8 protein-coding genes and 1 tRNA gene are annotated in these 13,021 nt (G+C 54.8%); 3 read left to right on the top strand and 6 right to left on the bottom strand.

The window, feature by feature from the left end; translation table 11 throughout:
• Position 1 precedes the first annotated feature (1 nt).
• The 3 genes from QEP11_RS07350 (at position 2) to QEP11_RS07360 (ending at position 6,677) form a co-directional block, all read left to right on the top strand.
• Positions 2-322 carry a hypothetical protein gene (locus QEP11_RS07350; RefSeq protein WP_284336002.1) on the top strand — a complete coding sequence of 107 codons (321 nt, stop codon included), beginning with the start codon at positions 2-4 and terminating at the stop codon, positions 320-322.
• Entirely contained in the window at positions 319-3,102 is a 2,784-nt protein-coding gene (locus tag QEP11_RS07355) for a toprim domain-containing protein (RefSeq protein WP_284336003.1), read from the top strand. The genes QEP11_RS07350 and QEP11_RS07355 overlap by 4 nt, the downstream gene beginning before the upstream one ends.
• A 935-nt stretch (positions 3,103-4,037) precedes the next feature.
• A complete protein-coding gene (locus tag QEP11_RS07360; RefSeq protein ID WP_284336004.1) occupies positions 4,038-6,677 on the top strand; it encodes an AAA family ATPase in 2,640 nt (879 codons plus the stop codon).
• Between the two features lie 459 nt (positions 6,678-7,136).
• Here the strand turns inward: QEP11_RS07360 and QEP11_RS19010 are convergent, their stop codons facing one another.
• The 6 genes from QEP11_RS19010 to QEP11_RS07385 form a co-directional block, all read right to left on the bottom strand.
• Positions 7,137-7,553 carry a PIN-like domain-containing protein gene (locus QEP11_RS19010; protein ID WP_349816760.1) on the bottom strand — a complete coding sequence of 139 codons (417 nt, stop codon included), beginning with the start codon at positions 7,551-7,553 and terminating at the stop codon, positions 7,137-7,139.
• Positions 7,550-8,281 (bottom strand): MerR family transcriptional regulator, encoded by a 732-nt coding sequence (locus tag QEP11_RS07365; RefSeq protein ID WP_284336005.1) that lies wholly within the window; start codon positions 8,279-8,281, stop codon positions 7,550-7,552. Before QEP11_RS07365 ends, QEP11_RS19010 begins: the two co-directional genes overlap by 4 nt.
• 68 nt (positions 8,282-8,349) lie before the next feature.
• Positions 8,350-9,603 (bottom strand): tyrosine-type recombinase/integrase, encoded by a 1,254-nt coding sequence (locus QEP11_RS07370; RefSeq protein ID WP_284336006.1) that lies wholly within the window; start codon positions 9,601-9,603, stop codon positions 8,350-8,352.
• A 184-nt stretch (positions 9,604-9,787) separates the two neighbouring features.
• Positions 9,788-9,863, bottom strand: a tRNA-Phe gene (locus QEP11_RS07375).
• Between the two features lie 103 nt (positions 9,864-9,966).
• Positions 9,967-10,677, bottom strand: a complete 711-nt coding sequence (locus tag QEP11_RS07380; protein ID WP_284336007.1) for a response regulator — start codon at positions 10,675-10,677, stop codon at positions 9,967-9,969.
• 46 nt (positions 10,678-10,723) lie between these two features.
• Positions 10,724-13,018 carry a sensor histidine kinase gene (locus tag QEP11_RS07385; RefSeq protein WP_413788695.1) on the bottom strand — a complete coding sequence of 765 codons (2,295 nt, stop codon included), beginning with the start codon at positions 13,016-13,018 and terminating at the stop codon, positions 10,724-10,726.
• Between the last annotated feature and the right edge of the window lie 3 nt (positions 13,019-13,021).

Genomic DNA, 13,021 nt, shown 5'->3' on the forward strand with positions numbered 1-13,021 from the left:
CATGACTAACCATCACAACACTGCCCACACGGCAGTGCAGGCGGAGCATTGCCCACAGCCAGCTCAAACAAGAGATAACCCTCTGCGCCATTGTTTGTTTGAGGCCAGCGACATGGCTGCGCGGGTGCGTTGCGGCAATCAGGCCATCTTTGCTTTGGCCCATTTTGTTGAGGTGGCCGCAAGCCTTAATGCAGCCCCAGAGCAAGAGTTGGCAGAGCTGATTTTGCTGCTGGGCGAAGCGATGGACAGGCGTGCCACGGTGCTGGCCGAAACCATTGATGCAGGGCTACAGATTTGGCGCGAGAAAGGCGGTGCGGCATGACTGAGCTACTGCATGAAATCTCCCAGCGCTTGCAAGCCGACTATGCGTTTCAACTCACCACGGACGGTAAGTATTTGCGCAAAGGTTGCTGCCCCAATTGCAGCAGCAAGAGCCTGTGGACGTATGCCGCATCACCGTGGGTGGTGCGCTGTGAACGGCTCAACCATTGCGGCTATGAGGCCCATGCCAAGGACTTGTACAGCGACTTGTTTGAAAGCTGGAGCGACCGCGCTCGTGCGGTGGAAGAGTGCAAGCCCGAGTCAGAGCGCAACCCGAATGCGGCTGCAGATGCCTATTTGCAGCAGGCCCGGGGCTTTGAGTTGGCGCGTATTCGTGGCCTGTACACCCAGGAGCAATACTTTGACCCACGCGCCGACCGCGGGCATGGTGCGGCCACAGCCACGGTGCGCTTTGCGGTGGCGGATACCTGGTGGGAGCGGCTGATTGATCGACCTGCACGCTTTGGCAAAAAGAAGGCCAATTTCAAATACGGTGGCAGCTATGGTGGCCACTGGTGGTGCATGCCTGGTCTGAGCTTTGCCGCCCCCAACCCCGCGCAACCAGATGCCCCGCAGCCCCCCGATGAGCTGTGGCTGGTAGAGGGCATTTTTGATGCCATCGCCTTGGCACACCATGGCATTGCAGCGGTGGCCTTGATGAGCTGCAACAACTATCCGGCCCTGGCGCTGGAGGCCGTGCGGGCGCAGATCCAGCGTGAGGGTAAGCAGGTCAAAGAGCCACGCTTGGTTTTTGCGCTGGACAGCGATAAAGCGGGCCGAGCGTACACGCAACGGCATGTGCGCCGGGCACAGGCCGATGGCTGGCGGTGCAGCGCTGCGCAAATTCCGCAGCCAAGCGGTGCAGGCAAGCTGGACTGGAACGATCTGCACTTGCGAGACCGGCTCACCGACAAGGATCTCAAAGAGTACCGCCACCAAGGTGCCTTGCTGGTGGCTGAATCGGCCATGGATAAGGCACTGCTGATCTACCACCACACTGCAAGTACAGAGTTCCATTTAGACCATGGGAGCCGGTTGTATTGGTTCAAGCTGGACTTGACCGCATACAGCAAAGCCAAAGACGATTTGGAAAAAGGGCAAGAGGAAGGCGACAAATATTTGTCAGAGCGTGAGCTGCGCGATAAAGCCATTCAGCAATCCGCCGTGCTGCAACCCATTGCCAACTGCCTGCCAAAGGCGCTGTACTACCTGCGCAATGAAATCACGAAAGAAGCCTGGTATTACTTCAGCATTGCCTTGCCGCACGAAAGCGCCCCCGTCAAAGGCACGTTCATGGCTGGCCAGCTGACATCTGCCAGTGAGTTCAAAAAGCAATTGCTGCACCTGGTGCCCGGAGCCATGTACAGCGGCTCCAGCTTTCAACTGGAGCGCATGCTGCAACGGCAGTTAGAGCAAATCAAGGTGGTGCAAACGGTGGATTTTCTGGGCTACAGCGCCGAGCATCAAACCTATTTGCTGGGGGACTATGCGGTGCATGACGGCCATGTGCTGCAAGCCAATGAGGAGGATTATTTTGAGCGGGGCAAACTCAGCATCAAAAGCTTGCAGCGCTCTATCGTGCTGCACATCAACCCAGATGCTCAAGCCCAAGACAAAAGCTGGCCACAGCACCTGTGGACTGCGTTTGGCGCACCGGGTTATGTGGCCCTGGCCTACTGGTTTGCCAGCCTGTTTGCCGAGCAGGTTCGCAGTGAACAAAGCTCTTTTCCATTCCTGGAGATTGTGGGTGAACCTGGTAGCGGCAAGACCACGCTGATTCAGTTTTTATGGAAGCTGTTTGGGCGTGACTATGAGGGTTTTGACCCGAGCAAATCCACCGCCGCCGGGCGCATGCGCACCTTCACACAGGTGAGCAACTTGCCGATTGTGTTGATTGAAAGCGACCGCGAGATCAAGACAGGCAACAGCGCCCATGTGCGCAGCTTTGATTGGGATGAACTCAAGGACGCCTACAACGGAGGCAGCGTGCGCACCACCGGCGTGCGCACGGGTGGCAATGAAACCTATGAACCACCGTTCAGGGCCACCATCGTCATCAGCCAGAACAACCCCGTGCAGGCCAGCCAGGCCATCATGGAGCGCATCTGCCACATGACATTCACCACCCATGGCCACACGCCGCAAAGCTTTGCCAGCGCCCGCAAACTGGAGACCTATGAGATGGAACATCTCAGCGGTTTCCTGCTGGCCTGCCTGCGCGTGGAGGCAGAGGTGGTAAACACGTTCAACACCCAGACAGACCAGGTCATGGCCTGGTTGCTGGAGCAAGATGAAATCCAAAAACCGCGCATCGCCAAGAACCATGCACAGCTGCTGGTGGCGGTGATGGCCTTGAGCAAATTGGTACCTATGAGCGATGCACAGTTCAATGCAGTGCGCGCACAGATTGTGGCCATGGCCCAAGAGCGTCAACGTGCCATCAGTGCTGACCATCCATTGGTACAGGAGTTCTGGGAGGCATTTGATTTTCTGGACAGCATGCCCAAGCCCACAGCACACGGCCCGGTCAGCGCTCCACGGCTCAATCACAGCCGCGACAAGAGCCTGATTGCCGTGAACCTGAATGAGTTTGTGGAGATGGCTAGCGAACACCGCCAGCAGGTGCCGCCTTTGATAGAGCTAAAGAAGGTGCTGCGCACCAGCAAAACACGCCGCTTTGTGGATGCCGCCCGTGTGGTCAAAAGCGCTATCAAGACCAACAGTGCAGGCGACGAGGTGGGCAAGTCGGTGCGCTGCTGGGTGTTTGAGGTGGGAGGCTAACTAGCGCCCTTGTCCAGCACTTTGCCCCCAACAGAGCCCCGGAAACGGGGCTTTTTTCATGTCGCCCCACTTTGATGAATAAATAAGCATTCCAATGAAAACCAAGGGATTACCCTTATCAAAATTCGCCGTCGCCAAAATTCCGGTGGGGGGTCGGGAAAAGCGTAACTTCCGTAACCTTAGTAATCACTTACCTTGTAAGCCTTATGCAGCAATGCTTTCAAGAAATGAGTTTTGTAACCTTTTCTGTAACCTGAGCGTAACCTGGATACAAAAAATAAAGTAACCTTCTCAAAATAAGAAATTCAATAAAAACAATGGGTTATGAGAGTGGTGTAACCCAGGTTACGCTGGGTTACAGAAACTTGTAACCTGTGAAACCCAATATCCATGCGGGTTTGCGGGCGGTTTAGAGGGCAGGTTACGGAGGTTACACTTTTCCCAGCCCCCCTACCTATTTTTTCCCCCAAGCGGTTGGTGAGCCTGAGTGTGGCGTGGTCCCAGCTGGACGCTTGCGGGTAGCCCAATCAAGCACCGGACTTCATTGCTAACCCCCAACATGCCGCCATGCTCACTACCACCAACATCATTATTTTTTGCATTGCGCTTTTCCTGGCGCTTGGCATATGCGGGCTGATTTACTCAATGATCTGGACGGTTTGCAGAGCAATTTTTAAGTAAGCGAGGGTAGGCACACTTGCGGAGATCTGTGTAACGTGTTTAACCGGTCTAAAGGCAGGGCAGAAAAAATCCTACCGTTTGTGTTTCTTCCATTGGTGACTTCTTTTCAGCGAATGCTGCCGTCTACCTTTTCGACACCGAACTACCACAATCGATAGAAGTAGTCCGCCGCTAGCGTCTGCTGGTATCCAGGCTAACCCTCATGACATCGTCATGAAAATCTTTTTGCAGAGTTAAAAGAAAGGCAGGAGGGAATGCGAATAATTCAAAAAATAGCAGCGTGGGCAGCCGAGCAGCCCGCGTGGATTGATGATGCTGTACGACGGCTGACAATGGGTGCCCTAACGCCGCAGGATATTCGGGATCTGGCTTCCCTAGCAGAGGCCGAACATGGTTTGCCTGATCCAGAAAACCGTGTTCCCGAGAGACTGGATCCAAGGACGCTTCCGGAACTTGGTAAGAATGACGTAGACGTTAGCTTGCTGGCACTCCGTGAGCCAACGCAACTGAACGCAATCGATACCAAACAGACGCTGGCATTCCAAGCGGATGGTTTGACCGTTGTGTACGGGCACAACGGCGCGGGCAAGTCCGGCTACGCGCGAGCCTTGAAGATGGCTTGCAGGGCACGTAATGTCGAAAACATCCTCCCAGACGTGTATGACGCGTCAAAGACCTTCCTTACACCTAGTGCGGTCTTCGACTGGCGAGAAGGCACGACCTCACAGTCGCAACAATGGAGCGCTGGCAGCATTGCACCAGCACCTCTTTCGCGAATCTCTGTCTTCGACGCCCACTGCGCCCGCATCTTTGTAGATAGCCAGGCGAAGGTACTCTTTGTTCCAGATGGAATGGAGGTTATCCACGGTCTGTCCGAACTCTTGGGTGCCGTGCAGCGACAGATTGAAGCCGACAAAAAGGGGAACGCGTTCGACGTCGGTCAGTTATCTTCGCTAGCTGGAGCTACTGTTGTCGGGCGTGCCATAGCCCAACTCAATCGCAAAAGCGACGGGGAGGTGTTCAAGAGACTGGCAGTACTTTCCAAAGACGAGGAGACGGAACGGCAAGTGCTGACCAAGCTCTTCAGGGAAGAAGACCCAGCGAAATTGGCGGCCACAATCCGTCGATATGCGACTCGACTAGCAACGTTGCGTAATGAACTGGTGACCCTCGAAGCGCCTCTCTTGGACAAGATTACCAGCCAATTGCGCGAAGCTTTCGTTGTTATGGTCGCCGCTGAGGAGGCTTCGAAGCTTGCTGCGAATTCGCTTAAGGCCGAGGGAGTCACGATTGCCGGCACAGGTACGGAGCCCTGGGAAATTTTGCTTCGTAGTGCGATGAAATATGCGGCCGAGGTCGCGTATCCTGGCTATGCCTTTCCTGGTCCTGACCAGGGCAGTCATTGTGTCGTCTGTCAGCAACCGCTGAGTGAGGAGGCTGAAGGCCGGTTGAAGTCATTTGTCCAGTTTCTCGAAGCCGATACGCAAAAGAAGGCCAGTCAGGCTAGGGAGACCGCCAAGAAACTGTTCGTGGGAATTAAGTCGATTAAGTTTGACGCGTTCCCAACCGACCAAGCACTCATCGAAGAAATCAACGAAAGTGAGCCAACCTTTGTCACAGCCATTCGCGAATACTTAATGTCGCTCCAAGAGCGTCAGAAAAGCATTATTGCCATGGCGCCAAACAAGAAGCTTGACCCTTTAGACCCGTTGCCAGAATCTCCGGTCACTAAATTGGGGGAGCTGATAGACAAACAACTCGCGGAGGCAGCCCGCATTGAGAAGACGCTGACGCCAGAAGAGCGTGAACACAAGACCAAGGTACTCGCAGACTTAGAGGCAAGGGTCAAGCTCAGTGAATTGCTACCCAAAGTGCTGGAAGCCATCGAATGGTACAAGCGTGATTACGCGTTCGGAGAAGCCATCAAGGCGTGTAATACACGGGCTGTCACTAGTAAGACAAGCGAACTTTACGAAGCGCATGTGACTGAGGAGCTGCGAACGACGTTTGTACGGGAGCTCTCCAGTCTTGGCCTCAGTAAGTTGGACGTCATACTTGAGATGTCCGGGCAAAAGGGCGCTCGTATGCAGCAACTTAAGCTTCGGACAATGCCCCAGTACGCTCGTGCGAAGGTGTCGGACATCCTAAGTGAGGGCGAGCAGCGAGTCATCGCTATGGCGCTGTTCTTGGCAGAGGTCAGCATAGAGCCGGGACAGTCGGGGCTCATTTTTGATGACCCAGTGTCCTCGTTGGATCACGTACGTCGCGAGAAGATTGCAAAGCGTCTTGTTTTGGAAGCAAAGAAGCGCCAGATCATCGTATTCACGCACGATCTAGCCTTTGCGTGGGCACTCAAAGACATTGCCAAAGATTGTGGCGTCGCTGCGGAGGATCGTCACATATTCTCCGCAGCCGAGAGGAAGGGAATTTGCAGCAATGAGCTTCCATTTGAAGGTAAAAAACTGAACGCACGAATAAACGACCTTCGAACCCTCGCTCAACGTGCGCGGAAAGTCCTAGAAGATGAGCACAATCATGAGGAATACAACGACATCGTACGCAACGGCTATCGGAGAATGCGTGATACGTGGGAGCTCCTCATCGAGGAGCACCTGTTCGCGGGCACCGTCAAACGCTTTAGGCGTGGCATCGAAACATCCAAACTTCGATACGTTTCCGTCAACGACGCTGAGGCAAGTTCCGTCTACAACGGAATGACACGCTGCTCCAACTTCACGCACGAAGGAGGCGCAGAGGCTCCACCAACGCTACCTGAACCAGATGAATTCCTCGCTGATATTGAAGCTTTAGCAACTGCCTTGACGATGATTGATGGCAATAAGAAGGTGACGGAGAAGAGGCGAATGGATGCTGGTTTAGCAACCCAGGCATAGATCTTCGCCAGCGCTACGCGCTTACAGACTTAAGGTTGCCGCAAAGTGCTGCCGATGAGGAGCCAAGCGACTTCGAGTTCAGGTGTGGCAGTGAACGCTTGCAGGTTCAACCAAAAGGCATTTCAAGGTCTGCATGAAGTCGAACGCTTTTTATTGTTGGTTAGACCGCATTCAGCCTGAATGCACAAGACCAGAAGTTGAGCCTGAACGCTCCACGCCCTACCTGCAAAATATCTCGTAATTTCCCGTAATTTTGTTGGAGACTGAATCTGACAGCTGCGTCAAGCCTAGAGCCATTCTCACGTCGCCGACCTGTACGTAATTTTCGCCCTATGAAGCGGGCAGGCGCGGTGGGGGCGATGTGGCGCGCTGAGGGGTCTAGGCAAGGTGCTCTGACAAGGGGTTGATCGAGGCAACTCAGGGGCAATCACACCCCCACAACAGCGGTAGGTATGCCGATCAGATTTGCTTGAAGCGACCTGATGTGCTCCATGGCACCTCTAAGGCCACACGCTCAGTCTCTAAGGCTTGGTCGACGATACGTGGCCACCAATGCACTAGCTGGGCTGACATGGCCCAATACTGCTGACTGGCCCAAGATTTCTGAAGCACAAATACGGATAGGCCATATTGCCGCTGCACTTGCCGTTCCGCACCGTTTTGCTTGCGGAAACCGTCTTTAGAAATGATGGCCCAGCGAGTACCACGCTCATTCCCAAGCGCCTCCATCCATTCAAGATCAGGCGTGTTTGCAGAGAACTTGCTTGTGAGGTGAACGATCTGCCCAACCTGGGCAGCCGTGTATCTTGGGAGAGTAAGTGCAGCTACAGCAGCCGCCAAGGCAGGCGGCATGTTTGCATCAAACAGAAAGTTCAATGGAAAGGCCGCTTGAGGCTTTCCTCAAAGCGGATTGCAGCCTCAACATGCTTTGCCGAGGCGTCATAAAGCCGGGCTGTAAACGCAAGTGCTTGCGGATCAGCACCCTCGGCCAGATAAGTCTGGTAAAGCGCCTTGGTGGGCGTACCTGTTGCCTCAAGAATAGGTGCCCCAAACTGCCGCGCAGGGTCAATCACTACAGGAGATTTCTTGCTTCCCGCAGGGTACCAACGGCTGGCCTGGAGCTCTTGGTCATCGTAAACAATGCCTTCGTAGAGTGAAGGCTTGATGATCTCTTTAAACACGGCTTGGCGGTTCTTAAGATCCACCAGCGAGTTTTCTTGCGCCGCCTCATGCAACGCTTCACCATAGATCGTTCGCCCATCCGTTTTAAATCTAGGTAAAGACATAGGGTGCGTTACCCCATACAGTTCTGAAGCTGTGTTTAGGCACCGGCGGATGACCTGCAATGGCACACCATGCTTGATGAATTCTCGGATAAAGCGCAACTCAATCAAGTCACGAAAGCCGATCACGTCCTCGTCGAAACCACCCTGTGCCAACTCATGCTCCCACAAAGGAGGAACATCAACGCGTGACTCAGCATCGCCAGGCGTCTTGCGGTAGTGATAACCCAAGAGCCAGCGACGAATATCCTTGCCGGGCACGCAGATGAGCCGCGATGCCTCGGGGATAGAGTAAATGCCGGTTCCGCTGTAGTTGTACATGGTGATGCACAGTGTACTAAACCCGTCCGAAAGCAGCTAAACGCCGCATCAATTTGCAGACGTAGCAGCTACTTGCCAGGGGCATTGCGTAGCGTATCCAAATAGTCCGCCCACTGCTGCATCATCTGCACACGCTCTTCCATGAATTCCGTGCGGTTGTACGCCCTGCCCAAGCTGTCACGTACTGAATGCGCAAGCTGGGCTTCCACCACCGATTCAGCGATCCCCAGGCGCTCCACAATCATCGTGCGTGCCGTGGCTCTGAACCCATGCGCAGTGACCTCATCTGCCGCAAAGCCCAGCACCCGCAATGCAGCATTGATGGCGGCATCACTCATTGGCCGCTGTGCGCTACGTTCACCGCGAAACACAAACGGGCTGTGCACGGTCAAAGGCTTGAGCTCCTCGAAGATGGCCACGGCCTGCGTGGCCAGCGGCACGATGTGCGGCTTGCCATAAACTTTGCCCACCTTCTCACGCTTCATGCGGGCGGCTGGAACCGTCCAAGTGGCGGCAGACAGATCCAGCTCATCCCATTGCGCCTGCCGCAACTCACCGGGTCGCAAAAGCATCATTGGCATCAACCGCAGCGCAGCACACACAACCGGCGTGCCCCGATAGCCATCAATCGCACGAAGCAACTCTCCAAGCCGCTTTGGGTCTGTAATGGCCGCGAAATGCTGCACCAATGGTCTGCGCAAAGCATCTTTCAAATCCCGCGCTGGATTGCTCTCAATGCGTCCCGTGGCCACCGCAAAGCGAAACACCTGGCCACACGTTTCCAACACACGATGCGCCGTTTCTACTGCCCCACGGTTTTCGGCCCGCCGCAGCACATCCAGCACCATCGGCGGCGTAATTTGCTCTACAGGCAGCTTGCCCAGCCATGGAAAAACATCGACCTCCAAGCGGCGAAAAATCTTGTTCGCATAGCTCAGTGCCCACTCATCCTTGCGAGTGTCAAACCATTCACGCGCCACCAACTCAAAGCTGCCCTGTGTAGGCAACCCTTGGGCTTCACGCTGGGCTTGCTCATCCTGATAAGCAGCCTCCTGCTTGGATGCCTTGCGTGCTTCGCTGGGGTCTATGCCCTGGGCAATAAGAGCCCTCGCCTCTTCAGTTTTCTCCCTGGCCGCTTTCAATGAGGTTTCAGGGTAGGTGCCCAAAGAGATGCGCTTTTCAACGCCAGCAATACGGTACTTCAACCGCCACCATCGCCCTCCAGCTGGCGACAACTCCAAATACAAGCCTTTCCCATCGGAAAGCTTGCGGGCTTTTGGGCCAGGTACGGCCTTGCGAATTGCGGTGTCTGTCAGAGGCATTGGGGGCAACTTTTCCTATCAGTTGCCCCTAATTTAGCAGTTGCCCCCAAAGTTGCCCCCACAAGTGCGTGGCTTGAGGTGGACACCTATAGACACCACGGACAACAAAAAAGCCCCAAGTCGTTGATTTACTTGGGGCTTTTGTTTCGTCTTAGACGCCTGTGGACGTCTGCGGACAGTATCTTGGTGGCCTGGGACGGGATCGAACCGCCGACACGCGGATTTTCAATCCGCTGCTCTACCAACTGAGCTACCGGGCCAGTAGCGACGTCAAGCAATGAAGTTTGACACCTTTGGAATCTTTAATTGTATCGTTATTTTGGGTCCATCAAAGAAAAACTGAAATATTTCTATGAAACTGCATCAGCCACGGCGGCTGCGCCCCAAATCAACACCCAGCTGCCGCAACTTGCGATAGAGGTGGGTGCGCTCCAGGCCCGTCTTCTCTGCCACGCGTGTCATAGATCCGCCTTCGCGGGCCAAGTGAAATTCGAAATACGCTTTTTCGAAGCCATCGCGAGCTTCACGCAGTGGCCGGTCCAGGTCGAAATCCTGATTTGCGCTAGGCATGTTATCGATGGGGCTACGCAGACCAGGCACAGGGCGAGTATTGGTGTCCACCTTGTTGCTGCCAGGCATTTCGCTCACATGCATCGCATTGCTCATTGGTACGCCTGTAGCTACTGCGGGTTTGGCGGCAGGGGTGCTGGCATTCTTTGCCAAGCCCTGCTCGACAGCCTTCAACAGCTTTTGCATGGTGATTGGCTTTTCCAGGAAGGACAATGCGCCAATACGTGTCGCTTCCACGGCTGTGTCAATGGTGGCATGACCACTCATCATGATCACAGGCATGGTTAGTTGACCTGAAGAGGCCCACTCTTTGAGCAAAGAAACGCCATCTGTATCGGGCATCCAGATATCCAGCAGCACCAGATCAAACGTGCTGCTATTGCGTGCTGCACGCGCCTCCGTGGCATTGGCAGCCATTTCTACGCTGTGCCCCTCATCATTCAGGATCTCAGACAAGAGATCTCGAATGCCCAATTCATCATCCACCACCAGTATGTTTGCCATGAGTTTCGAAAAGCCTATGTACTACAGGTTTTAGGTCCACCGCCCCTCACGGTGCCTCGGTGCTTACAGGGACAAATGATAGCGACACTTGTGCACCTTGCACCATGCCGTTATCTATACGATTGACCAAATCGATGCGAGCGCCGTGCTCATCCGCAATTTTCTTTACCACCGCCAACCCCAAACCTGTTCCTCCGACCTTGGTTGTTACATAAGGCTCAAAAGCACGTTGCAAGATGTGCTGTGCAAAGCCAGTACCACCATCGCTGATGCTGAGCCTCACGCGCTTGGTGCTTTCTATCCACTGGGTTGAAATTTCAACCGTAGACGGCTCTACACCCAAAGACTCTGCTTGCTGAAGTGTCGCATCTTGCGCGTTTTGGACCAAATTGTGGATGACTTGGCGCAATTGCTGTGCATCTCCTGCAATCCAGGGCGCATGAGGATCGAGTTTGACGCGAACTGGCACTTTGACATTTTCTTCGCCGTACAGTTGCATCAGATCACTGACCAAGGCGTTCAAATCCAGAGGTTGTAGCTCAGCAGCCGGCAAGCGCGCGTAATCACGGAATTCGTTCACCAAACGCAGCATCGCTGCCACTTGATCCACGATGGTTTTCACAGACCGTGCCAGCAACGCTTGATCATTAGGCTCTAGCTTATCTGTAAGTTTTATGGCCAATCGCTCTGCCGAGAGCTGAATTGGTGTCAAAGGGTTTTTGATCTCATGCGCAACGCGTCGCGCCACCTCTGCCCAAGCCTTGGAGCGCTGCGCGGAAACGATTTCCGAAATATCGTCAAACACAATCAAGCGCTGCGCCTGAGGCAATTCGGCACCACGAACCACCAATGTGGTCTTGTCCTGCACTACTTCTCCATCGGCTTCTTTGGCTGCATGGTCCAGCGACAGCTCGAGCACTTGCTGCCAGCGGTCTCTGCCAGCATTGGCGCCTTGCTCTCCCAAGAAAATGTCAAACTGCTCTTCTACCAGACTCGCCATGGCAGACAGCCCCGGCACTTCACCGAGTTTGCGGCCGATGTAGATGGCCATCGGAGCACGCAAGATGCGTGTTGCGCCTGGGTTGATAGACAGCACATGCCATTGATCATCAAGCACCAGCACCCCGGCGGTGAGGTTGTCCAAAATCGTCTGCAGGTTGGTACGCGCCGCCTTGACTTCGCCCATGCTCTTGTCCACTGCCGTGCGTGCATCCAGCAGTTGTTGGGTCATCAATGCAAATGAGCGTGTCAGCCCGCCAAGTTCATCCTGGGTTTGCAGGGCAATCTTTGGCGTCAGATCCCCACGTGCCACATCTCGCACACCTTGCGCCAGGACCAGCAATGGACGTGCCAGCTGATTGCCCAGCAACACTGCAAGCAACACTGCACCAAAAACAGCCAGAAACAAGCTCAGCGTCAGCGTACCAATGTACATGCGCTGCAAGCCTTCGCGTGCCAAAGCACGCTCCTGGTACTCGCGGTTGGCATCTTGCACCGCCAGAGCGTTGACCACCAAGGCGCTGGGCAGTGGAATTGATGCTTGCAAAAACCGCTGCTCAGTCACCAACTCCCAGCGGGGGTTGCTAACCAGCACCAATGCCTTGACGTGAACACCATCCACCGTTTCACGGTCAGAGCTGGCATCAACATCATCCAGGCCTTCAATGCTTGCCACAGGCCGTTGCCCTGAGCGCAAACTGCGCAACTGCTGGCTGCTAGGTCGTGCGGGCGCAATTTCAAACAATGATCGTCCGGCACTGGCCACGGCCACACCGGCATCGTTCCACAGCACGACATCGGTTGCCCCCAATTGCTCACGAATGCGCTCAAGCACCAAGCCGGCCCCCGCATCGGAGACCTGCGCCAGTTGTTGGCTCGCTGTGCGTGTGTTATTGGCCATGTCATTGGCCACGGTTTCCAGGGTGACGCTGGCCAGATTCACGCCAGCGCTGAGCGCCCCCTCTACTTTGACGTCAAACCAACTTTCGATGGAGCGTGAAACAAACTGGTAAGACACCACATAAATCAGCAAGCCGGGAACCACTCCCACCAAACCAAAAATGGCAGCGAGCTTGAACAACAAGCGACTGCCAAATTTACGCTGCTTCCAGCGCAATGCCAGACGAAGCGCCATCCACAGCAGCACCAGCGACAAAGCGACCGCAACCATGACATTCAAACCGAACAACCATGCGTAATGGCGCTCGTACAGCTCACGGTTATTGGTGGCCTGCATCAGCAAAAACAGCAGCACCAACCCGATGGCACACATCACCGCCCCGGCCACGCCCAGTGCCCAACGGGTAGATTTACGCGAGGTAGAAGAGGTCTCCACGTGCACAGT

This window comes from Comamonas halotolerans, from assembly GCF_030162935.1.
Lineage (GTDB): Bacteria > Pseudomonadota > Gammaproteobacteria > Burkholderiales > Burkholderiaceae_C > Comamonas > Comamonas halotolerans.